Source organism: Paenibacillus sp. Marseille-Q7038 (genome assembly GCF_965111595.1).
In genome coordinates this window covers 1,995,709-2,018,473 of sequence record NZ_CBCOOM010000001.1, presented here as the reverse complement: position 1 = coordinate 2,018,473, position 22,765 = coordinate 1,995,709, and the positions used below count along the sequence as shown (strand labels likewise).

Annotated in this window: 19 protein-coding genes and 1 pseudogene; 10 read left to right on the top strand and 10 right to left on the bottom strand. The window is 41.4% G+C overall.

Going from position 1 to position 22,765, the window contains the following annotated elements:
• Positions 1-9 precede the first annotated feature (9 nt).
• From ACWPWY_RS09515 to ACWPWY_RS09505, 3 genes are all read left to right on the top strand, one after another.
• The gene (locus ACWPWY_RS09515; protein ID WP_454191472.1) at positions 10-1,686 is read left to right on the top strand and encodes a long-chain-fatty-acid--CoA ligase; all 1,677 of its coding nucleotides are present in this window, start codon (positions 10-12) and stop codon (positions 1,684-1,686) included.
• Positions 1,687-1,728: 42 nt separating this feature from the next.
• Entirely contained in the window at positions 1,729-2,142 is a 414-nt protein-coding gene (locus tag ACWPWY_RS09510) for a PaaI family thioesterase (RefSeq protein ID WP_454191471.1), read from the top strand.
• A 183-nt stretch (positions 2,143-2,325) separates the two neighbouring features.
• Positions 2,326-3,441 (top strand): WD40/YVTN/BNR-like repeat-containing protein, encoded by a 1,116-nt coding sequence (locus ACWPWY_RS09505; RefSeq protein WP_454191470.1) that lies wholly within the window; start codon positions 2,326-2,328, stop codon positions 3,439-3,441.
• A gap of 99 nt (positions 3,442-3,540) precedes the next feature.
• Here ACWPWY_RS09505 and ACWPWY_RS09500 read toward each other — a convergent pair whose 3' ends face one another.
• Positions 3,541-4,089: a recombinase family protein gene (locus ACWPWY_RS09500; RefSeq protein ID WP_454191469.1), complete on the bottom strand. Its 549-nt coding sequence runs from the start codon at positions 4,087-4,089 to the stop codon at positions 3,541-3,543.
• Between the two features lie 144 nt (positions 4,090-4,233).
• Between ACWPWY_RS09500 and ACWPWY_RS09495 the strand changes: the two genes are divergently transcribed.
• The 3 genes from ACWPWY_RS09495 to ACWPWY_RS09485 all read left to right on the top strand — a co-directional run bounded on the left by ACWPWY_RS09495 (position 4,234) and on the right by ACWPWY_RS09485 (position 7,991).
• Positions 4,234-5,697 carry a SulP family inorganic anion transporter gene (locus ACWPWY_RS09495; protein WP_454191468.1) on the top strand — a complete coding sequence of 488 codons (1,464 nt, stop codon included), beginning with the start codon at positions 4,234-4,236 and terminating at the stop codon, positions 5,695-5,697.
• 178 nt (positions 5,698-5,875) lie between these two features.
• A complete protein-coding gene (locus tag ACWPWY_RS09490) occupies positions 5,876-6,421 on the top strand; it encodes a PadR family transcriptional regulator (protein ID WP_454191467.1) in 546 nt (181 codons plus the stop codon).
• Positions 6,422-6,476: 55 nt separating this feature from the next.
• Positions 6,477-7,991, top strand: coding sequence for an MDR family MFS transporter (locus ACWPWY_RS09485; RefSeq protein ID WP_454191466.1), 1,515 nt, complete (start codon positions 6,477-6,479; stop codon positions 7,989-7,991).
• 377 nt (positions 7,992-8,368) lie between these two features.
• On the opposite strand, the gene ACWPWY_RS09480 is transcribed toward ACWPWY_RS09485, so the two are convergent.
• The 7 genes and pseudogenes from ACWPWY_RS09480 to ACWPWY_RS09450 all read right to left on the bottom strand — a co-directional run bounded on the left by ACWPWY_RS09480 (position 8,369) and on the right by ACWPWY_RS09450 (position 15,142).
• On the bottom strand, positions 8,369-9,331 hold the full coding sequence (locus ACWPWY_RS09480; protein ID WP_454191465.1) for an alpha/beta fold hydrolase: 963 nt from the start codon (positions 9,329-9,331) through the stop codon (positions 8,369-8,371).
• 264 nt (positions 9,332-9,595) lie between these two features.
• Positions 9,596-9,942 (bottom strand): annotated as a pseudogene (gmtX, locus tag ACWPWY_RS09475) (gamma-mobile-trio protein GmtX).
• Between the two features lie 233 nt (positions 9,943-10,175).
• Positions 10,176-10,997 carry a radical SAM protein gene (locus ACWPWY_RS09470; RefSeq protein ID WP_454191464.1) on the bottom strand — a complete coding sequence of 274 codons (822 nt, stop codon included), beginning with the start codon at positions 10,995-10,997 and terminating at the stop codon, positions 10,176-10,178.
• A gap of 147 nt (positions 10,998-11,144) precedes the next feature.
• Complete coding sequence (locus ACWPWY_RS09465) at positions 11,145-11,846, bottom strand: ABC transporter ATP-binding protein (protein ID WP_454191463.1); 702 nt, start codon at positions 11,844-11,846, stop codon at positions 11,145-11,147.
• Positions 11,846-12,946 (bottom strand): ABC transporter permease, encoded by a 1,101-nt coding sequence (locus ACWPWY_RS09460; RefSeq protein WP_454191462.1) that lies wholly within the window; start codon positions 12,944-12,946, stop codon positions 11,846-11,848. The genes ACWPWY_RS09465 and ACWPWY_RS09460 overlap by 1 nt, the downstream gene beginning before the upstream one ends.
• A 133-nt stretch (positions 12,947-13,079) precedes the next feature.
• Complete coding sequence (locus ACWPWY_RS09455) at positions 13,080-14,468, bottom strand: sensor histidine kinase (RefSeq protein ID WP_454191461.1); 1,389 nt, start codon at positions 14,466-14,468, stop codon at positions 13,080-13,082.
• On the bottom strand, positions 14,465-15,142 hold the full coding sequence (locus tag ACWPWY_RS09450) for a response regulator transcription factor (RefSeq protein ID WP_454191460.1): 678 nt from the start codon (positions 15,140-15,142) through the stop codon (positions 14,465-14,467). Before ACWPWY_RS09450 ends, ACWPWY_RS09455 begins: the two co-directional genes overlap by 4 nt.
• A gap of 171 nt (positions 15,143-15,313) precedes the next feature.
• On the opposite strand from ACWPWY_RS09450, the gene ACWPWY_RS09445 reads away from it, so the two are divergent.
• The 3 genes from ACWPWY_RS09445 (at position 15,314) to ACWPWY_RS09435 (ending at position 19,659) form a co-directional block, all read left to right on the top strand.
• Positions 15,314-16,171: an aldo/keto reductase gene (locus ACWPWY_RS09445; RefSeq protein WP_454191459.1), complete on the top strand. Its 858-nt coding sequence runs from the start codon at positions 15,314-15,316 to the stop codon at positions 16,169-16,171.
• 118 nt (positions 16,172-16,289) lie between these two features.
• Entirely contained in the window at positions 16,290-17,471 is a 1,182-nt protein-coding gene (locus tag ACWPWY_RS09440) for a NupC/NupG family nucleoside CNT transporter (protein WP_454191458.1), read from the top strand.
• Between the two features lie 151 nt (positions 17,472-17,622).
• Positions 17,623-19,659 (top strand): catalase, encoded by a 2,037-nt coding sequence (locus ACWPWY_RS09435; protein ID WP_454191457.1) that lies wholly within the window; start codon positions 17,623-17,625, stop codon positions 19,657-19,659.
• 103 nt (positions 19,660-19,762) lie between these two features.
• Here the strand turns inward: ACWPWY_RS09435 and ACWPWY_RS09430 are convergent, their stop codons facing one another.
• Both ACWPWY_RS09430 and ACWPWY_RS09425 read right to left on the bottom strand, forming a co-directional pair.
• Positions 19,763-20,983 (bottom strand): CynX/NimT family MFS transporter, encoded by a 1,221-nt coding sequence (locus tag ACWPWY_RS09430; RefSeq protein ID WP_454191456.1) that lies wholly within the window; start codon positions 20,981-20,983, stop codon positions 19,763-19,765.
• Complete coding sequence (locus ACWPWY_RS09425) at positions 20,970-21,677, bottom strand: FadR/GntR family transcriptional regulator (RefSeq protein WP_454191455.1); 708 nt, start codon at positions 21,675-21,677, stop codon at positions 20,970-20,972. Before ACWPWY_RS09425 ends, ACWPWY_RS09430 begins: the two co-directional genes overlap by 14 nt.
• A gap of 167 nt (positions 21,678-21,844) precedes the next feature.
• On the opposite strand from ACWPWY_RS09425, the gene ACWPWY_RS09420 reads away from it, so the two are divergent.
• Positions 21,845-22,735 carry an LptM family lipoprotein gene (locus ACWPWY_RS09420; RefSeq protein WP_454191454.1) on the top strand — a complete coding sequence of 297 codons (891 nt, stop codon included), beginning with the start codon at positions 21,845-21,847 and terminating at the stop codon, positions 22,733-22,735.
• Positions 22,736-22,765: the final 30 nt, after the last annotated feature.

The window sequence follows — 22,765 nt, the reverse complement described above, 5'->3', positions numbered from 1 at the left end:
TGATATTCGATGAATGCAAAGCCCTGGCTTCCGTATTACCCGACCGAAGTGGCCCCTAGTTTCGATTATCCTAAACAGAATCTGGCGCAGTTTCTGATCAGCTCTGCTGGGCAGTATCCGAACCGGCCGGCCATGTATTTTATGGGAAAGACCATTCGTTATAAAAAGCTGGTAGAGTCTGCTTACCGTATGGCAAACGCGCTGAAAAGTAAAGGACTTAAGAAGGGGGATCGGGTGGCTATTATGCTGCCCAATTGCCCGCAGGTTGTGATTGCATATTATGGAACCCTCCTTGCCGGGGGCATCGTTGTAATGACGAATCCGCTCTATGTAGAGCGGGAGCTGGCATATCAATTGCAGGATTCAGGAGCGAAGATCATGATTACCCTGGATCAATTTTATTCAAAAGTTCAGAATGTTGCAGAGGAAACGAGGCTTGAACATACCATCGTTACGGCTATCCCCGATTACTTGCCTTTTTTTAAAAAAATATTGTATCCCTTTGTCGCTAAAAAACAAGGACCGCTGCCACAAATTGAATACAGCCGAACTGTCCATTCGTTTACAGCACTTCTTGCTTCAGCGGACGATGCACCTTGCTGTGAAAAGGTGAATGCAGATCATGACTTAGCATTATTACAGTACACCGGCGGGACGACTGGTGTCCCTAAAGGGGTCATGCTAACCCACACGAATCTCATTGCAAACACCATCCAATCCGCCAATTGGTGTTATCAAGTGGAGAATGGCAAAGAACGATATTTAGCTGTACTGCCTTGTTTTCATGTGTTTGGGCTTACTACGCTTCTCAGCCAAGGGGTCTACCGTGCAGGGATGCTAATCCTCATACCTAAATTCGATCTGAATTCCCTTCTCAAAATCATCGATAAGAAAAAACCGACCCTTTTTCCAGGAGCACCCACGATGTATATTGCCCTTATTAATCATCCTAAGATCAAAGAGTACGACTTATCCTCGATTAATGCCTGTATCAGCGGCTCATCTGGGCTTCCGCTTGAAGTGCAAGATCGTTTTGAAGAGCTGACAAAAGGAAAATTAATCGAAGGTTACGGACTTACGGAAGCTTCGCCAGTAACGCATGTAAACCCGATATGGGGGAGAAGAAAGATAGGAACGATTGGTATTCCGGTTCCTGACACCGAAGCGAAAGTGGTAAATCCAGTTACGGGTGAAGACGTTCTGCCGGGGGAAGCAGGGGAACTCATTGTCAAAGGACCGCAGGTGATGAAAGGATATTGGAATCGGCCTGAGGAAACCTTTGATACGATTCGAAACGGCTGGTTATTTACCGGTGACATGGCAACCATGGATGAGGAAGGCTATTTTTCGATTATTGACCGGAAAAAAGATATGATTATTGCGAGCGGTTTCAATATTTATCCGCGTGAAATTGAAGAAGTTCTTTACGAACATCCAGCCGTAAAAGAGGCTGTTGTAATAGGGATAAAAGACGCGTACCGCGGTGAAACAGTGAAAGCCTATATTGTCCTTAAGGATGGGAAGACGCCTGATCCAAAAGATATAGAAATGTTCTGTCGTTCCCAGCTTGCAGCTTATAAAGTGCCTAGACACTATGTATTCCGTGAATCACTTCCGAAGACCCTGGTAGGTAAAGTATTGCGCCGTAAATTACTTGAGGAAGAGGAAGAAACTCCGGCAGGTTGAAAGTTTTGCGGCCTACCCAGATAGAGAAGGAGGCTCTTTTTGATGGAGAGCATGGAAGGAAAGCAGTATATAGAATCTTTGACGAAGGCGGCGGAACCCACTTTTTGGGGATACCTTGGATGTGAGCTTACAGCCATTCAAAAAGGTGAAGTAGTGGTTACGCTTGATACGAAGCCGCACCATTTGAATCTCATGGGAATTGTTCATGGGGGTGTACTTTCTTCGCTGATGGATAACGCAATGGGAATTGCGGTCATGGTAGGGCGTCCTGGAGAAGCTTCGGTGACCAGTAACCTGAATGTGCATTTCGTTAAACCAGCAAAAAAAGGCCCACTTACCGTTACTGCAAAAATAGTTCATGAAACCGGACGATCACTAACGACCGAATCACGAGTGGTAGATCGTGATCATGAACTGGTTGCACTAAGTACGGGATCATTTCGGATTACAAAATAGATAGAAGCGTGAACCACGGCAAAGGAGATATTTCATTTTAGCTGACAGGACTCAGGCGAACCACCAAAGGTTCGTCTATTTTTATGACTTCACTCTTATATGATTATGTTTACATATGTGCAGGTGGTTTAAGTAGATCGTATGGAAATGATGTGAATAACCGATAGACAGGAGGTAATACCAATGAGAAAAAGTAAATTCACTAAAGGGATTACCACCCTTGCAATCACCGCAGCAATGACGATGAGTGCAGCTTCAGCAGGAGCGGCTTCTTCTTCAACTAGTGATCTATTGGGAAGTAAGCCAGCAGGTTCTGACAAATTTCAGTTTAGTGATATTCAGTTTTTAACTGGAAATACAGGTCGTGCTGCCGGAAACGGGTTCATGATTGGTACTTCAGATTTCGGCAATGATTGGCAATCGATCTATAAAGGGACATGGCAATTTACACAGCTGGATTTCATTAATAATACGACAGGATGGATGCTTGCCAAATCTGCGGCGAATGGTCCAAATGCACTGCTTTACACGAAAAATGGAGGCAGTACATTAACCAAGATCAGGACAGGTTCGATGCATCTAGAACGTATATCCTTTAAGAACGAAAACATGGGCTTTGGGTATTCTAGAGCCTTCACCTACCGCACTACGGACGGCGGGAAAACATGGACGAAAATGAAAACACCAGCAAATACGAGATATGCTGAGTTCTCAGATCAGAAGAAAGGCTATGCACTTGTTGTCGTTCCGGGTTATGGATATAAGATTCATAAAACAACGGACGGTGGTACGAACTGGAACCCTATTCTATCGGTTCCTTCCGCAGAAAGCAGCGGTGGAGAAATGGCGGTAGACGGGAATGAGGTATGGGTTCAACTGAATGGCGGAGCCGGGATGTCACAACAGTCCTATGCGTTATATTCATCCCGCAATGCAGGTAAGGACTGGACGAAAGTAATCAGCCAAGATACAGCAGGAGGAGGAAAAGCACCAGGTAACTCAAGCGGTGTCGTAAAAGAAGGCCCCGCTTCTCCTGGTGGACATCCTAGTAACCTATCCATTGTAGAGGGAGGAGCCTATCTTGGCGGATTCTCTCCAGCAGGTGAGAAGATTGGAGTAGGAAGATCTGCAAACGGAGGGAAAACGTGGGCAAACCTGCCGTCTATTACTGGATTCGAGAGCGATATTGATTTTATTAACGGGAAAATAGGATGGATGGCGGATACTAGTTCAGGAGCGATCTATCTGACTAAAGATGGAGGGGAAACCTGGACTTCGAAGCTGAAGATAAATAAGTAGCATGGATTAATAAACGTATTCTAGTGAATTAAAAAAAGAGTGATTCTGCCACAAATACCATGGCGGAATCACTCTTTTCTTCTTGCGAATAGGAAATCACTAATTCTCAGAGTCCAAATAACGATACAGCGTCGATTTGCTGATTCCTGTTTCTTCGCGGATTTGGGCGAGACTATACTGATTGCTTTGATACATAACGATCGCTCTTTTTACATTATCATCTGCTTTACGAGGCCGTCCCGGGTGATTACCTTTTTGTTTTGCTTCGTAAAGCCCTTTTTTCGTCTTCTCACTAATGACATCACTTTGGAAATCTACTAAATGGTTTACGATCACGGGAAAAGGATATCCTTCAGACTTACTTGTATCGATCCCTTCGGTAAGAGAGCAGAGATGTGCTTGTTTCTCTTCTAGCTTTTGAAGTAGTTCTACAAGATGCCTGGTCGAATCGGCTAGCGCAAATAATTTGTATACAACGACGATATCGCCTTTGCTAAGCTCATTCATCAATTGTTCGAGTTCATTTCTTCTTTTAGCGGATGCATGTTCTTCTATAATTATTTTATCACAGGACAACTGATCCAGAGCACTTGTCTGCATGTTCAGACTCTCGTCATCCTGATAGGGTCTCATATATCCGATACGCATAGGTTTTTCTCCTAAACTATACTTTTACTCGTTATCATAACATACTTTGCAGTGTCAAAAAGGTTCCATTTAGGAACGATTCGTGATACACTCATGGAAAAATACTACATGATTTATATCACAGTGAAAAGGTGTGGAGTTAAGTTGGTTGAACGGTTAAAACGTAACTGGTTTTTTAATGTAAGGGCGGATATCTTATCCGGTATGGTTGTTGCGCTAGCGCTGATTCCAGAAGCGATTGCTTTTTCCTTGATCGCAGGGGTAAGTCCGATGGTTGGACTTTATGCATCCTTTTGTATCGCGATCATTATTTCGTTTGCAGGGGGAAGGCCGGCTATGATCTCAGCGGCAACAGGAGCCATGGCGCTCGTGCTCGCCCCGCTTGTAAGAGATCACGGGATTGAGTATATGATTGCGGCTACGATAGTAACCGGTATTATTCAGTTTTTGTTAGGTGCATTCAAGGTTGCTCGTCTCATGAAATTTATACCGAGGGCGGTTATGATTGGTTTTGTCAATTCCCTCGCTATTCTTATCTTTGTGGCGCAGGTACCTTATTTTTTAGGCAAATCAGAAATGACGTTTATTTTTCTAGGGATTACCTTACTTATTCTCATCTTCGTTCCCAGATTTTTAAAAGCGATTCCGGCGCCTCTGATTGCGATTGTTGTCCTTACGATTGTTTCCACGGTAGCAGGTGTACATCTTCAGACGGTAGGGGATATGGGCACCATTACGAAGACTCTTCCCCATTTATTGTTTCCTGATGTACCTCTGACGCTCAATACGCTGCAGATCATTTTACCTTATTCTTTTGCACTTGCACTGGTAGGTTTACTAGAGTCGCTGCTGACTTCTTCTATTATTGATGACATGACAGATACAGACAGCGATAAGAATAGAGAAGCAAGAGGGCAAGGTATTGCGAATTTTATTAACGGATTCTTTGGCGGGATGGCAGGGTGTGCGATGATCGGCCAATCGGTTATTAATGTAAAATCAGGGGGCAGAAGCAGGTTATCAACCCTTGTAGCTGGACTCTTTTTAATGTTCCTCATTTTAGTTCTTGGCGATTTTGTTGTTCTTATGCCCATGCCAGTATTAGCGGGAATTATGATTATGGTATGTGTGGGCACTTTTGACTGGACTTCCTTTCATTATTTGAGAAAAGCTCCACGAGGAGACGCATTTGTCATGCTTATGACGGTTATCATCGTGGTAGCAACTCATGATTTATCTAAAGGTGTGATTGCAGGGGTCATACTGAGTTCCATCTTCTTTGTTGCCAAGGTTTCTAAACTTACCGTAACAAGTGAGAAGAAAGAGAATAAACATGTGTTTTATGTAAAAGGACAGTTGTTTTTTGCTTCAACACAAAGTTTTGAAAAAGCGTTCGATACGTCTGTTCAAGAACAGCATATTGTCATTGATTTTTCAGATTCGCATATTTGGGATGATTCGGCTGTAGGAGTGATTGATAAAATCAGAGTTAAATATGCAGAGAATCATAATGAAGTTACCTTGATTGGCCTAAATGACTCCAGTCAGAAAATACTTCATCAGCTAGCTGCTTTTCCTGAAAACACGGCGAACAGTGTGAGTTCGTAAATTTCTAATAAATTGTTTGATACATGTGTGAACCGTCTGTGATAAAAACAGACGGTTTTCTTTATGCATGACAGTGTTGATTTTTATATCGCAGCGATATATTATAATATAGTCTTATATCATCACGATATATTTAAACGGAAATGTGCTCCAAAATAAGAAAAGGAGGGAATGAATTTTGTATGAACTATTTGTTCTGGGAGAGCTGATGGATAGACCTATGCATGGATACTTACTACATCATATCCTGTCCAGAATTATAGGCCCGGTAAGACAAGTTAGTTGGGGAGTGCTCTACCCGCTTATTCAAAGACTTGAAAAAGAGAAGTTCATTGAAATGTCAGGAAAAGATGGTAATAGGAAGGTTTATTGTATAACAGAAGCGGGTAAAGAGCAGTTCTTTCGTTTAATGGACGAGAAAACTACGTACAATTCGGATACCAAAGATTATTTTGACATCAAATTTGCCAATCTTCACCATGTATCTAAGGAGCAGCAAGAACGGATTTATGAGGACTATCGTCAGTACTTGTCTTTTCTTCAACAACATTATGACCTCGGCATGAAAGTGGTTAACAGAAATCCTATATTTAGTGACAAAGAGCGAATAAGTATCCAAAGGACATTGCAACACCGGGCACACTTCGTAAGTTCAGAGATTTCTTGGCTTGAAGATCAGCTAAGGGAACTACAGGACGAGGAAGAAAGCGGAAATAAAAAATAATCTTTTATGATTATTTCAATATAATTTAATAGGTATATAAATTGGAGATGAGAAGATGAAAAAGAATCGAGCTGCCACATTTGTAACCGTCGGACTTTTGCTAGGGATTTTCGCTTCGGCTATCGACAACACCATTGTTGCAACGGCAATGGGAACCATTGTAGGCGATCTGGGTAATTATGATCAATTTATTTGGGTTACTGCCGCTTATATGGTGGCGATGATGGCAGGTATGCCGATTTACGGTAAACTGTCTGATATGTACGGGAGAAAGCGGTTCTTCTTATTTGGATTAACCGTGTTTATTATTGGTTCCGCCCTTTGCGGATTGTCTCAAACGATGGGACAGCTTATCGCTTTTCGGGTCATTCAAGGGATTGGCGGCGGGGCGCTTATGCCGATCGCATTTACCATTATCTTTGATTTGTTCCCCGTTGAAAAACGAGGCAAAATGACAGGTTTGTTAGGTGCTGTATTTGGATTATCGAGTGTAGTAGGTCCACTATTAGGTGCCTTTTTGACGGATGCCTTAAGCTGGCACTGGATTTTCTATGTGAATCTTCCGATCGGTGCCCTATCGATCTTCTTCATTGCTAAATATTATAAAGAAACATTGGAACACAAGAAGCAGAAAATTGACTGGGCGGGTGCCTTTACCCTTGTACTGGCCATCGTATGCTTTATGTTTGCATTGGAACTCGGCGGAGGGGATCAATACCCTTGGAATTCGGGTACGATCATTACGTTAATTTCCGTTGCCGTCGTATCTCTGATCTTGTTCATTATTGTGGAGACGAAAGCAGAGGAACCGATTATCCCATTCTGGATGTTTAAAAAGCGGTTATTTGCAACCTCACAAGCACTTGCCTTTATTTATGGCGGAACGTTTATCATTCTTTCGGTGTTTATCCCGATCTTTGTGCAAGCTGTATACGGCGGTTCTGCAACCAACGCAGGAGTTGTACTGATGCCAATGGTTATCGGAACAGTGATCGGTAGTATGATTAGCGGGCTTACACAGACGAAAATCCGTTTTCGTTCGTTGATGATCATGTCTGTATTCAGTTTCCTGGCAGGTATGATTTTACTATCAACAATGACACCCGAGACTTCAAGAATAATCTTAACGTTATACATGTTTATTGCTGGTTTTGGTGTTGGGTTCTCCTTTTCACTGTTGCCAACAGCTTCTATCAATCAACTTTCTCCGCGCTTTCGTGGAACGGCGAACTCGACGAATTCGTTCCTTCGTTCGTTCGGGATGACCGTGGGCCTAACCATCTTTGGTACTTTACAGACGAATACCTTTACCAAACATCTAGCTGATGCCTTTGGCGGAGCGAGCGGCGGTTTTGCGGGAGATATGGATACAAGAGAGATCTTCACTCCTCAGGGTCGTGAGAAAATTCCACCTGAAGTTCTAAGTAAAATTACGCAAGCGATGTCGGATTCCATCACCCATGTATTCCAGATCGCCATTATCCCGATTGCGATTGCTGTAGTCATCGTGTTTTTGATGGGATCGGAACGTGCTCAGTCTAGTGAAGCGGAATTGAAAGAGTCTGTCTGATGATTAATGATGTAAATTGAATATCTATAGAAAGATAAAGACCATGAGAAGCTCTGTTAATATAGGGTGAATAGTATAAAAAAATAAAACCAGACCTTATGTTTAGAGGTTTTGAGTTTGATTATATATAATCAAACTTTATATTTGTATATATATAGCTTTGAAATAAATTTTGAGCAAAACACCTCATAAATCCTTATTTTATGATAAATAAGAAGAATCCATTTTGAAACAAGATTGATCAAAATGGATTCTTCTTTTGCGTTTTTAATTTTAGTTTTTATAAAAAAGTTTGAACATTTTATACCAGCATTACTCCATAATCGCGCCCAATTGCTGAACATTAGATCTACTTAAAAGTTAAATATTCGCTAATATTAACGATGTAAAGTTTCTATAAACTCTTCGGATTCCTCAGCTATTCGCTTATAGTCAATACTATGAACATAGTGAGATGAATCTAACTCAATTAATTTACTATTATAAATCATACTAATAAAGTCATTTTGAGATCCATTCCACGTTTTATTATCAAAACCTGTTCCCTCACCATTGGATGAAAACAAAAGTATAGGAATGTTTGGCATTCCAACTTTTTTGACTTTTTGTGCATTAGCTTTTATATTATTTATTTCATTGATCATATCTTTAGTCAATGTTCTTCGATAAAAAATTACTTTATACAACTTTTTCTCTTTATCTGTTAAATTTCCATATTTTATCGCGTCACTTTCCGATAGATTTGAAATCCATCTGGTTAAACCAGTATTTGCAGCTAAGGCACCTAATCGAACGAGGAACATATTGATATCAAACTCTTCATATGTAGCTGGAACAGCCATATCTAATCCAATGATAGCTTTTATTTCATCAGGGTAGTCTTGCGCCCATTTCAAGGCTTCAATGCCAGACATAGAATGAGGTAATAAAATAAATGGTCCTTCAATTCCTGATTTAAAAAGAGCTTCTTTTGTTTCAGCTAGAATTGTATTAATGTCTCGATCAGTATCTGTGACTTCGCTAAATCCATAACCTGCCTTTTCAACAACAGCAATTTTATATTTATCGCTTAACAAGGAATAAAGTGATTTAAAATCTAATGCAGGTGAGCTTGTGCCACTGCCAGACATAAAAACAAGTGTTTCTTCTCCTTTTCCTTCTGTATAAATGTGCATTTGATGACCATTAACTTCTACAAGTTGTCCAGTCGAAACAAATAGTTCCTCTTCTTTTGATAATTGTATTGTGTGATTAATAAAGCTCACGGAAAGAATCAACACAAAAAGCGAAATCATAACTGTAAATATTATCATCACAATACGTTTAAATCCTCTTTTCATATTTATCACCTGCATTCTTCATTTTATGGGACATTTTAACTTAATTATCCCACATAATGGCCCGATTGTTGAATAATGAAAATGCACCCAAAGCGTCGTTTGGTAACTTTATTTCGCTTAATATACAAAATTTCCGGAATGTTGGTGAGACCCCGTATATAAAAATACTTTTATGAGATAATGCATGTATTTTTTATATTTCATTAAGAATTTTTTATATGGCAGTTATATAGCCTGCCTTATATACCTGAATGCCATTTTCTTTTACTCTGCCATAAGCATACCAACCAGTGCCTTTGGTTCGGAGATACTTGCTAAGATATCATCGTTTACGGTTGTTTTCTTTTCTTTTTTAGGCTTTTTAGTGGTAGTTTTATAGTATTCAGCCCACTGGCTTATCAAAGCTCTGTAATCCTCGGCATTTTGTTTCTAAGTACCTGTTCACTTGGACCGCCATCATCTGCTATCAGTCTGGCTATAGTGCCAATGGAAAAATCTTTTATGTCAGACTCGGACTGTTTTTTACAGGCGTTATTTATGAGTTCTAATGTTTTCTTTTTCCTTGTAGAAGCGTTCTCGTAAAACTTTGAGAACAGTTCATCTGGATGCATTTCCATTATATATCCTCCTATACCTATAGTTTGATTATAATATTACATAAAATACAATATATGTTTACATGTAACTACAATAAAAAAGGTACTACATCATTAAAATGTAATACCTTTTTAGTAGTTTGATTATAAATATTTCACCCTAGATAAGATATTCTTCTCATGGTCTTTATTTATAGATGTATAGAATTCTACTATACATCAGGCTAGAAAAGTTCATCTCTAGCAGATTAGAAAGGAGCAAATCCTTCCTGACTGATTCGGACCTGCTGTTCGGGATAGACTTCACGCATCCGGCGAGCCACCACTTGATACGCTTCCGGATGATACCAGTCACTGTATCCTAGTTCTTCGTATTTATCTCGTATGCCTAGTTGCTGCGTTCGTCTCCCATTGGCTCCGTCTCCCATAAAAAAGTCATCAATGCATACTAAATCTACGACAGGACGAAGAAGTTCGGGAAATGCTTTACTGCTAGGCAGTACGGGGGCGATGGCAACTTGTGTAGGGATTCCAGCTTCGCGCAGCTTGCGAAGTGTTTGTATACGAGCCTGAATAGGAGGGGCAGAGGGAGAGAAATGGGTGCGAATCTCATCAAGATCGGTTTCCACAGTCATACTTACCCGGACCTGATTACCCAGTTTTTGTAGAAGATCAATATCTCTTTTTACGAGCGGACTTCGGGTTTGTACCAACAGAAAATCGGGCTGAACCTCTGTCATGACTTCTAACAAAGAACGAGTAATTTCTTCTTTGTATTCGGCAGGCTGATAGGGGTCTGTACTTGAAGACATAAAGATCGTAACCGGACCTTTTTTCTTTTCTCTGATCAATTCTTTGCGCAGTAATGCTGCACTTTCTTTCTTAATGTCCACCCAAGTTCCCCATTCTTTTCCTCGAAATAAAGAAACGGGCATCTTACGAACATAACAATAGGAACAGCCAAAAGTACAGCCAGTATATGGATTAAGGGAATGGGAATACCCGGCTAGAAAACCGGTGCCCTTATTTAGTAAAGTTTTAGGTTGTTTGTAACTATAATCGATATTCATAAGTGAAATCCTTTCAAGAAGTGTTATATCTTTCTTATTATACTACACCTACACAACCGAATGATGGAATATGAAACCGGCTTGGGATTGGAGAAGTAGATAACGATAAAAAAGCAGCAGTCCTATGAAGGCTGCTGCTTTTAACAATTAATGCTGAAATGCAGGTTGTTCTGTGAGTACGCCATCTTCCATGTATACGACCCGATCACAGAGATCAAGCATCCGGGTATCATGGGTAACCATGATTGCCGCTTTGTTTCTTTCTTTTACTTCTTGTGAGAGCATTTCCACGACGGCACGGCCCCGTTCTGAATCAAGACTTGCTGTTGGTTCATCGGCCAGCAGAATTTCCGGATCATTCATCCAGGCTCTTGCGATCGCAACACGCTGACGTTCACCGCCCGAGAGGTTTTCTGGATAAGCATGGGCGCGGTGACTTAGCCCAAGTCTACTTAGCATCTCATCCGCTTTTTGGCTTGCTTGTTTTCCTTTTTTACCAGACAGTTCAGCAATTAAGAGCAGTTGATCCTTCACCGTCAGATAAGGGATCAGATTGGCGGATTGAAATACAAATCCGATTTTATCAAGACGTATTTCATTCATTTCCTTCTCTGAGAATTGACTTAAGTCCTGCCCGCCAATCACAATGCGTCCGCTGGATGGTGCGAGCAGTGCGCCAGCGATGGAGAGAAAGGTGCTTTTCCCGGAACCGGATGGACCGACAAGGGCAACAAATTCACCGGCTTGTACACTCAGGGTTACATTCTTCAGTACTTTAATAGAAGAGTCACCATCACCAAATGTTTTTGTAATGTTCTCGAGTTGTAATTTAAGATTTGCAGTGTTCATTAAGCAGCCCTCCCTATAGCTTCGATCGCATCAATTTTAGCAACTCGGTACACGGACAGTAGAGAACCAAGGATAGATACTACGATAAACAGAATTGAACAAAGAGCAACCAGTGATGGACTCAGGTCAAATGGCATACTCGCAGGCAGTATAGCTGCGACACCATAAGTTAGTAGGATACTCACGATGAGACTGGCAATCGTGATTATTAAAATTTGGGACATCACATTACGCACCAGGTAACTGTTTTTTGCGCCAATGGCTTTGAGTACACCGAATTGATTCATCTTTTGAATGGTAATAACGTAGAAGAACACGGCTAGAACAAAGGCTGCAATGACAAATAAGAAGGCAATCATCATAAGAAGCGAACCGCTTTCTTCTTTATACCCGGGAATGCCAGCTAACGTGTCATCCTTGGCGATAACTTCAATACCACTGATTTGACTGACTTCATCAGCAACGGCATCTGTTGTTTTCAAAGCGATTGCGTTAAAATGGTAAATCTCACTATCCGGATTCGCATCATGAAGGGCAAACCAGCCTGCCATATTCATATGAAGAACCGGAGTATGGCTGTAGGATTGTCCTTCCGTAAATCCGATAATGGTGAACGACTTGCCTGAGGATTGATCCTGGATTCGGTCGCCAACCGCAAATCCTTCCTCCTTCAGTGAAATATCAGCGACTACTTCGTCCGCCGCTTTATTGTCGATCATTGAACCCTCTACAACGGTCGGAGCAATAAAGCTGTCCTTATCAATAGCAAAGAAGGAAGCGTCAATCTTTGTGCTTGTCCCCTCTTTGATTAACGTACTCATCTGCAGACCGAGAGGAGTAGCCTCTTCATCCCCTGTGATGGACCTTACTTGATCTAGTGTTTCACTCGATAATACAGAGCGATTAATTTTGAGTTCGGATTCATTCTGCATAACGATGTAATCTGCGTCCATATTTTGCAGCGACGATACGTTATCATTACTGAGACCCTTGGCAAGACCCGTAACGAACAAGACGAGCCATGCAATGAGGACCATAATGAGACCGATCAGCAGATAGCGTAATTTGGCATGCTTCATTTCACGTAAAGCTAAAAACATACGATTCAACCCCATTCCTTAAACTTTTCTATATTTTAATTTCTCACCCACCGCTTAAGTATCAGGCTGAAATATGAACGGAGGATGAACAGCATATTACAAATAGAGCATATAAAAAAACTCCTCCTGGGTTTTAATCCGAGGAGGAGATAGGGATCCATATTTGAATGCGTGTGCCATTTCCTGGTTCACTATGAACCGTAATCTGTCCATTGTGCATATCAATAATTCGTTTTACAATCGCGAGTCCAAGACCACTGCTGCCTTCGCTGCGATTTCTTACTTTATCGGTTTTATAGAATCGATTGAAGATGTAAGGGAGGTCTTCTTCTTGTATCCCTATGCCGGTATCTTCGATTTCGATCAGATGATGGTTATCTTCCTCTTCAAGCCGAATTCGAATGGTCCCTCCGGGCTCTGTGAACTTAATACTGTTCGTAATTAGATTAACCCATACCTGATGCATCCATTTTGGATCAGCATAAATAGAGGCGGAAGAGAGCTGTAGATCTAAAGCAATTTCTTTTTCGCGCCAGTTCCATTCCAGCATATACACAACCTGTTTAATCTGATCCTTGGCAGAATAATGCTGCTTATCAATAATGGATTCCTCTTTATCTAGTGAGGCTAGAGTGAGCAGCTGTTTACTTAATTGAGATAGTCTTCGGCTCTCGTCAGAAATGATATCAAGGTAATGTAAGCGTTCCTCTTCTGTTAACTGATTTGATTTCAAGCGTTCAGAAAATCCCTGGATCGAAGTAAGGGGGGATTGGATTTCATGAGAAACGTTAGAGACAAACTCTTGCCGCATGGATTCGAGTTGTTCTAAGTTTTTTGCCATCTGTGAAAAATGATTAGCCAACATACCGATTTCATCTCGTCTTCGAGCATTTAACTTAATATGATAATTGCCTTTGGCAATTTGTTTGGTTGCTTCCGTTAAGCGAGTAACGGGCTTCACAATATATCTCGTGCTGATGAAGACAAGTATAATACTGATGAGTGTCGTCAGAACGAGAAGTAAGGCGAAGAAAATACGAAGTTCCCCGAACTGAAGCTCTACATTAGGGCGAACAAAAAGAGCGTGAGTCTCCCCGTTAACGGTAATCGGCATACCAATCGTGTTGCCGAGTGAATTATCAAAAAAACCAGTAATGAACAGTTTTGCAGGAAAATCGGCAATGCCGTGATATACTTGTCCACCAAGCACCTGGCGAATAACGTCTGCATCTACATTTTTCTTGCGAAACTCTCCGCCATAAAAAGTTCCTTGATCCGGTGAATCCGCTAGATAAATTTGATACCCTAAATCTCCGATGCTGTTTAGATAAGCAGGTAAGCTCACTTCTGGATTCTCTTTATAAAATTGAATAATATCGTCTGTCATGTCTGTCATTTTTTCATCGTTGTATGGCTTTAAATTATACTGATAGTACATATTAGAGATTACAAAAGCGAGTAGACTGCTGAGCAGCATTACCAAAGCGGTAGTAAGCACAATACGAAGATACAGTGTTTTCACCGTGAGCAGACCTCCAGTTTATACCCAATTCCGCGAATTGTTTTTATAACGAAATCGTCGCTTCGATGGTGGAATCGCTCCCTAAGACGTTTAATATGTACATCAACTGTACGATCATCTCCGCTGAAGTCAGCTCCCCATACAAGATGAATTAATTCTTCTCTAGAATAGATTCGGTCTGGGTAGCTAGCGAGTTGAGATAATAATTCGAATTCTTTCATAGGAAGCATTAATAGCTGGTCATCACAGTATACTTCATAGCTGTCTCGATCAATGATCGTTCTTCCGAGTGTAATCTTTTGAGAATTAACCATTCGGTAACGTCGTAACAGGGCTTTAATACGAAAAATAAGTTCTTTTGGTTCAAAAGGTTTGGTTACATAATCATCCGTTCCTAGCGCATATCCTTTTTCCTTATCGATCAGTTGATCTTTCGCAGTCAGTAAAATGACCGGAATATCATAATACTTGCGAATTTCCTCAACCAGCTCATATCCATCTTTGCCAGGCATCATAATGTCAACGACGGCGAGATGAATTTGTTCATTGGATAGAAGCGAGGAAGCTATATTCCCATCAGCCGCTTCGTATACGGTATATCCTTCTGCAGATAGATAAAAATGGACCAGTTCCCGGATATGTATGTCGTCATCAGCAACTAAAATATGAATCATAAGAGTTCATACCTTTCTCTATTGTTATAACTTTGAAATAGAAGGATATATTGCACAGATTTGAGGTTAATGTACAGTAACCCAAGCTATTCAACAAATTATCTTATACCCCGAACCGAAGAAAGGCAAATGAACACATTACAATAGTGAATGATAGAAAGGATGAAGAACATGTTTAAACAACCTACAGTTACACTTCCAGATGGTACGCAGCTTCCGGCTATTGGACAAGGAACATGGCATATTGGAGATGACCCAAACAAAAGAATGGAGGAAATAGCAGCACTTAGGCTAGGTGTAGAACTCGGGATGAAAGTAATTGACACCGCTGAAATGTATGGTGAAGGTTTATCAGAGGAACTGGTAGGTGAAGCGATTCACGGGATCAGAGATGAAGTTTTTCTTGTATCTAAAGTATACCCTCATAATGCAGGAAAAAACCGAATCATTACAAGTTGTGAACAAAGCCTCAGAAGATTGAAAACAGACCACCTGGATCTTTATCTGTTGCACTGGAGAGGCGATATTCCGCTCTCAGAAACCATTCAAGGAATGCAGCGTCTCGTCGAGGATGGGAAGATTGATCGCTGGGGTGTATCGAACCTGGATACGAACGATATGGAAGAATTAATGCAGCTAGATAAAGGAAATCGATGCATGGTAAATCAGGTGCTGTATCACCTGGGTTCGAGAGGGATCGAAGTCGATTTATTACCGTGGCAAGAAAAACATCAGATGCCAATCATGGCGTATTCACCTTTAGCTCAAGGAGGAAGTCTTAGAAAAGAGTTAGTGCAGCATGAGACGGTGGCCAAAATAGCCGAAAAACACAGCATTAGTCCATATCAATTACTATTAGCCTGGACAATAAGATCCGGTAATGTCCTTTCGCTACCTAAATCTTCTAGTGAAAAGCATGTTAAGGAAAATGCATACGTATATGAAGTGATGTTATCAGCGGAAGATCTTAAGCAATTGGATGAGGCTTTTCCGGCACCTATGAATAAGGTTCCACTTGATATTGTATAAAAAATAGAATAAACAAGCCCCAATTTGATCACCATACACTATGTAATCGTGAGATGGTTGTACTTAGGCGCCATTACCAAATGGTGATCATACTTTGATCAAAAGGGGCTTGATATTCATGTCAGTTTTCATTGGTATTGTAGGAATACTCTTGCTGCTTGGTGTATGTTATTTACTGAGCAACGATAAAAAGAATATCAATTTCAGGGCTATTATTGTCCTGATTTTAGTTCAATTAGCAGTAACCATAGTCATGTTTAAAACGACATTTGGTAATGTAATTGTAGAAGCAATTTCTAATGGAGTTTCCCACGTACTTACCTATGGACATGAAGGAATTAGTTTTATTCTGGGTGATCTGGTTCCGGCAGATGGCAGCATCTTTTTCTTTAATGTTCTTTTGCTGATTATCTTCACGTCCACGCTACTTTCTATTCTTACCTATATTCGAATATTGCCATTGGCAATCAAGTACATAGGTGGTGCTTTGGCCAAAATCACTGGATTATCGAAAGTACTCACTTTTAACAGTGTGAATAGTATTTTCTTTGGTCAGTCTGAGGCATTTCTTGCGATTAAATCCCATCTCGATAAGATGAATCGGAATAAGTTGTTTGTTGTATCGACGGTTGCGATGGCGAGTGTCTCTGCCTCGATCATGGGATCTTATATGACGATGATTCCTCCACAGTACGTGCTGGTCGCGATGCTGCTTAATGCACTATCGGGACTCATTATTACGACCTTCATAGCACCGACGAAGGAAGCAGAAGAAGAAGTAATTAATATTAAAGACACCACAAATTCCAAATCTTTATTTGAAGCAATATCAGCCGGAGCGCTTGATGGAGGAAGGATAGCACTGATCGTAGCAGCTATGTTGGTTGCGTATGTAGGGCTTATCGCACTCGTTGACGGCTTATTAGTAGCAGTTATCGGACTTTCATTCACCCAACTGTTAGGCTATATATTTAGCCCGATCGCTTTTATTATGGGGGTTCCATCGAATGAAATAACAACCGCAGGTGCGATCATGGGGACAAAGCTCGCAACAAACGAATTTGTAGCCATGTTGGAGTTTCAACCTTTGATTCCCGGACTTTCTGCAAAAACGGTAGCGATCGTGTCTTCGTTCCTCGTTTCTTTTGCTAACTTTAGTTCAATTGGGATCATCTCGGGTTCCATCCAAGCGTTAAATGGTGAAAAAGCAAAGATAGTCGCTACTTTTGGACTTAAAATGCTGCTCGCAGCTACCTTTGTTTCGATCCTGACGGCTACAGTGGTTGGATTGTTCGTTTAAATGAATCAGGGCAGTCTATGGATATATTCATGACGGAGACGGCAGTCTTCGTCTTTTTATTTTGGTTAAGCTATAAAGGAAGAGGATAGAAATCAAAGCTTTAGTAATGAACCTGTTACCGTCATCGTAAGAATAATGATGGGGTGATTAGATGAACGAACAGAACGACAATGAAAATAAAAAAACAGAACAGTTGAAATCTTTTATACGAGATAATAAGGATAAACCGCTCACTTCAAATGAAGGCGTTAAGATAACAGATGATGAAAATTCGCTAAAAGCGGGAGACCGCGGACCCACACTGCTTGAAGATTTTCTATTTCGGGAGAAGCTGGCTCATTTTGACCGTGAACGTATTCCTGAACGTGTTGTGCATGCCCGGGGATTCGGAGCCCATGGCATCTTTCAGGTATATGAATCTCAAGAAGAATTAACAATGGCTCATTTCCTGCAAGATCCGAGCTTGAAAACGCCTGTATTTCTAAGGTTCTCACAAGTGGCCGGATCAAAAGGTGCGAATGAAACCGACCGCGATGTACGTGGCTTTGCAACTAAATTTTACACCGAAGAAGGAAACTTTGATCTGGTAGGCAATAATATTCCGATCTTTTTTATTCAGGACAGTATCAAATTTCCTGACCTGATTCATGCAGTGAAACCAGAACCCGATAATGAGATACCGCAAGGGCAGACAGCGCATGACATTTTTTGGGACTTTGTTACTTCCAATCAAGAGTCGGCAGCGATGACACTCTGGATTATGTCGGATCGAACAATTCCTCGCAGCTTTCGCATGATGGAAGGGTTTGGAGTACATACATTTCGGCTCGTTAACAAACATGCAAAATCACGATTTGTGAAATTTCACTGGAAGCCGATGCTCGGTATTCACTCTTTAGTATGGGATGAGGCTCAGAAGATTGGTGGTGCTGATCCTGACTTTCACCGTAGAGACTTATGGGAGAATATTGAAGCAGGCAACTATCCAGAATGGGAACTAGGTATTCAGGTCATTGAAGAAGAAGATGAGTGTGGATTTACATTTGATATCCTCGACGCTACAAAATTGTGGCCGGAAGAACTGATTCCGGTTCGGAAAATCGGGAAGATGACTCTTAATCGAAATGTAGATAATGTTTTCGCAGAAACAGAGCAAGTTGCCTTACATCCAGGAAACATTGTCAGGGGAATCGATTTTACGAATGATCCCTTATTGCAAGGTAGATTGTTCTCGTATACAGATACACAAATATATCGCCTCGGCACGAATTATCAGCAGCTACCGATTAATAGACCGGTTTGTCCTTTTCATAATAACCAAAGAGACGGCAATGCCAGGTATATCATCGATCAAGGTAAAGTGGCTTATCATAACAACTCGCTTGCTAACAATACGCCATATACCGTTCCGGGAACGAAAGGCGGTTATGTAACTTATCCATCTTTCGTTAACGGACATAAAGATAGAGCTACGTCCTCAAGTTTTGAGGATCATTTCTCACAGGCAAAACTGTTTTGGAACAGCATGAGTCCCGTAGAAAAACACCATATTATCGACGCGTACTCCTTTGAACTTGGAAAAGTGAAGTCGATTGAAATTCGGCAAAAACTGGTGAACATGCTTGCGCATATTGATCGGGTACTGGCTGTGCGTGTGGGGGAGAGTTTGACTTTACAACCGGCAGAAGTTCCCGAATCTCCTGTGACAGAATCAAGCTCCGCCTTGAGTATGACAAGCACAAGGTATCTACCAGATACGTTAAAAGTAGGTGTGATCGTTGATGAAGGATTTGCAGGCGAAGAAACCAGAGAAGTATTAGAAATACTAATTAAAAATGGTTTGAAACCAGTGATCATCAGTGTCAGAAATGGTATGATTCGTGATGATAAGGGAGACCAGTGGATCGTGAATGCAAGTTTTCTAACCACCTCTCCTGTTCTTTATGATGGCCTTTATCTTGTAGGAAGTGAGAATGCGGATCCGTATTATAATAACCGGGCGAGAGCATTCATTGTGGAATCTTATAATCATTTTAAACCGATTGGAAGTTCACCATTAGGCGAGAAGTTGCTCAAGGAACTCGGTATCGTTGGTAAACCAGGTGTAGTTACTGACCATTCAGCAATAGTTTTTGAAAAAGCATTTACGGAAGCAATGGCAAAACAGCGTTTTTGGGATCGTTACTAAGCTTATTTTTAGAAATAGATAGTGAAAAAAGAGGGTCTTTCCTGAATACAGGAAGACCCTCTTTCTATAGACGAGATTATGGTTTATTTTCACTTGAATTAATTTATGAATTTGTTTCACTTATAAATCTGTTTTTTGCTGCTCCAAGTCCGCAAATAAATATCAAGATACTTGCTCCAAATAATAAGAACAGCGGAATCGTCCAGCTTGCAGTCAGATCATGCAGGTAACCAAACATCATAGGACCGACAGCTGCCATAAGATAACCAACGGACTGCGCCATACCTGATAATTCGGCTGCTTCTCCTGCTGTTTTGGTGCGAAGGTTGAAAAACATCATCACTAGACCAAAAGAGAAGGAACCAGCAATTCCAATCAGGGAAACCCAGAGAGGAACGAGGGCGGTACTTCCGAAAATCAGACCTAAAATTCCTACCGTATACAGTGAGAAAGTTACGTACACCAGTGGAGTTTGGCTTTTCATTCGGCTAGCCAAGATCGGAACGAGAAAAGTAAATGGCATCATCGAAAACTGGGTGAGGGATAACATCCACCCGGCCGTGTCTGCTACCATGCCGCGGTCCATAAGGATCTCTGGCAGCCAAGACACAATATTATAAAAAATAAAAGATTGCAGTCCCATAAAGAAGGTGATTTGCCAAGCAAGCGGTGACTTCCACATGTTCACATGAGATTGGTAAGAAGCTGAAGTGGCTGCACTTAGCCGGGCTGATCTCATCCGAGGCAGCCAGGTCGCCAAGGCAAGAACGGTAAGGATGACCCAGCAAGCAAGCGCACCTTTCCATCCGATTCCAAGCTGTACAGCAAGCGGGATGCTGATTCCCGAAGCGAGAGCACCGCATATATTCATAGATAGTGTATAGGCACCGGTCATAACTCCTACTTTATCCGGGAATTCCTGCTTCACAAGACTCGGTAAGAGAACATTACATACGGCGATACCAAGTCCAACGAGTACTGTACCTGCAAAGAGTGATCCTGCACCAAATAAGGTTCGTCCTATAGCCCCAAGCGCAATGAATAACAAAGCACAAAAAATAACCCGTTCCATACCGAATCGGCGTGAAAGTTTCGAAGCGAATGGGGAAAGGATAGCAAAAGCAAGTAAAGGTACAGTTGTAATCATACCTGCTAATGTGTTAGAGATCCCTGTACTCTCTTTGATAGAACCAAGCAAGGGACCGATGGAAGTAATGGGAGCACGTAAATTTGCTCCTACTAAAAGAAGGGCTACGACAAGAATAAAGCTTTCGCTTATTCTCCATTGCCGCTGTGTTACAGCGGATTTTTCAGTTGATTTCATTCATGCTGCCTCCAAGTTGTATAAAATGTTGTTTAGATTCTTCGATGTAATGATGGACAGCATCTACTGCTTGTACCTGATCTTGTACTACAATTGCGTTTAACAGTTGTTCATGCGTGTCTTTACAGTAGTAGGTGTCGCCAGTCTTTGCGGTTATCTTGGTAACCATTTCTTTGAGGGCATCCGTAATATGTTCATAGAGATCCATTAGAAGATCATTCTTGCTTGCTGCAACAATAGCCTTATGAAATGCTACATCCCAATCCGCAAACTCTTCATACTGTCCATTCTGTATGGCTTCATTCTGATACTGAAAACATAGCCTGATTTGTTCTATGTCGGACTCAGTTCGGTTATTCGCTGCGAGATAGGCCGCTTCTCGCTCCAACGCGTGGCGTACTTCGAGTGATTGGATATAATCCGTTCTGTGCACTCTTTTCTGTAATACGGGACCAAGCGAACTAGATGCAGAAACATAGGTTCCGTCGCCTTGCCTTGTTTTTAACAGTCCCGCATGGGTTAAGGCCTTTATCGCTTCTCTCAGCGTATTTCGGCTAACCTCTAATTGACCCATCAGTTCGGGTTCAGGGGGAATCTTTGATCCGAGAGGCCATTCTCCCGTTTCAATTAACTGTTCCATTTGGTCAACAATCTGTTCGGTCAGCGAACGCTTCGTTGTTTTACGCAAATTCATTTCTGTACCTCCAAACGTAGGATGTTTGGGCCTTTTGATATTATAGCTGTTTGGAGAGTAAAAGGAAAAGGATAAAAACGGAAATGGTTCGCTTCCTGAAAATAAGGTGAATCTTACGTAACTCATGGAGGGTTCAATGCGTTTACATAAGATAAGGAGGTGTTCTGATGAGAAAAAAGATGAAAAAGCGGACCGTTGTGATCATGACCATCTTGGTACTTACACTCGCAGCTTGCGGGCAGAATGGAGCAAACGGACCATCAGAAGAACCGGGAACGGATCAGGAAAACAATCAACCAACCGAATCAGAAGTAATCGTGAAGGAAGCTAGCGGAACATTTACAGGACTCGCGGATTCGCATACCATTGAAGTGATTCTTGACAATGGGGAACCGCAGGCTTTTCAATTCGACGAATCGTTGATGGAAGAAATATCAAAGCTTCAGGAGAATGATACCGTTTCTTTGAAATATGAAGAGAAAGCGATCGAAGGAGAAGATACCTTAAAGCAGCGGGTACTTGTCGAGATCTTGAAAACAGGGACAAGCGTTGGAAAGATACCTAACGAAGATGACGACAATTCCAAAAGTCGTCCCGCTACACAAGAGCTGACACTTACGCTAGAGGGGATGACCGAACAAAAAGAAGCGAGTATCATCTCTGCTGCAGATGGTTATTCCCTTTATGTTTTTGATATTTTCACATTCAATCCGGAAACAGGGCTACTAACGATGGATGTTGATCCGAATTATGCGACACAGATCGAGAAACTGCCTTCTGATATTCAGCTCCGGGAACAAAAGGAGAAAGGAACATCGGCCCTTGCGGAGTATGGAGAGGTAGAGGTCGTATCTGAAGAGAAGAGACCTGAAGCAATGAAAGATGCCAGCCTCTTTCTAACTGCAAAGGAAGAAAAGAGCGGAACATCACATCAATATATTGTGAAGGAACTAGACGGAAATGATTTCGTTTTTAACCTCACGATTCCAGTAGGTGAACCATCGGAAGGTTTTGAGCCGCATGTATATGCAAGTCTAAATACGATTGAACTGGAATAACAAATTGTAGAAAAAAACGCAACCCCTTAT

What these genes read in the sequence shown, in the direction of transcription:
- ACWPWY_RS09480 (WP_454191465.1), bottom strand. Translation starts at nt 9,331, where the DNA reads ATGAAAAGAGGATTTAAACGTATTGTGATGATAATATTTACAGTTATG.
- ACWPWY_RS09465 (WP_454191463.1), bottom strand. Translation starts at nt 11,846, where the DNA reads ATGAACACTGCAAATCTTAAATTACAACTCGAGAACATTACAAAAACA.
- ACWPWY_RS09425 (WP_454191455.1), bottom strand. Translation starts at nt 21,677, where the DNA reads ATGAATTTGCGTAAAACAACGAAGCGTTCGCTGACCGAACAGATTGTT.
- ACWPWY_RS09420 (WP_454191454.1), top strand. Translation starts at nt 21,845, where the DNA reads ATGAGAAAAAAGATGAAAAAGCGGACCGTTGTGATCATGACCATCTTG.
- ACWPWY_RS09500 (WP_454191469.1), bottom strand. Translation starts at nt 4,089, where the DNA reads ATGCGTATCGGATATATGAGACCCTATCAGGATGACGAGAGTCTGAAC.
- ACWPWY_RS09460 (WP_454191462.1), bottom strand. Translation starts at nt 12,946, where the DNA reads ATGTTTTTAGCTTTACGTGAAATGAAGCATGCCAAATTACGCTATCTG.
- ACWPWY_RS09505 (WP_454191470.1), top strand. Translation starts at nt 2,326, where the DNA reads ATGAGAAAAAGTAAATTCACTAAAGGGATTACCACCCTTGCAATCACC.
- ACWPWY_RS09435 (WP_454191457.1), top strand. Translation starts at nt 17,623, where the DNA reads ATGAACGAACAGAACGACAATGAAAATAAAAAAACAGAACAGTTGAAA.
- ACWPWY_RS09485 (WP_454191466.1), top strand. Translation starts at nt 6,477, where the DNA reads ATGAAAAAGAATCGAGCTGCCACATTTGTAACCGTCGGACTTTTGCTA.
- ACWPWY_RS09450 (WP_454191460.1), bottom strand. Translation starts at nt 15,142, where the DNA reads ATGATTCATATTTTAGTTGCTGATGACGACATACATATCCGGGAACTG.
- ACWPWY_RS09470 (WP_454191464.1), bottom strand. Translation starts at nt 10,997, where the DNA reads ATGAATATCGATTATAGTTACAAACAACCTAAAACTTTACTAAATAAG.
- ACWPWY_RS09440 (WP_454191458.1), top strand. Translation starts at nt 16,290, where the DNA reads ATGTCAGTTTTCATTGGTATTGTAGGAATACTCTTGCTGCTTGGTGTA.
- ACWPWY_RS09510 (WP_454191471.1), top strand. Translation starts at nt 1,729, where the DNA reads ATGGAGAGCATGGAAGGAAAGCAGTATATAGAATCTTTGACGAAGGCG.
- ACWPWY_RS09430 (WP_454191456.1), bottom strand. Translation starts at nt 20,983, where the DNA reads ATGAAATCAACTGAAAAATCCGCTGTAACACAGCGGCAATGGAGAATA.
- ACWPWY_RS09445 (WP_454191459.1), top strand. Translation starts at nt 15,314, where the DNA reads ATGTTTAAACAACCTACAGTTACACTTCCAGATGGTACGCAGCTTCCG.
- ACWPWY_RS09515 (WP_454191472.1), top strand. Translation starts at nt 10, where the DNA reads ATGAATGCAAAGCCCTGGCTTCCGTATTACCCGACCGAAGTGGCCCCT.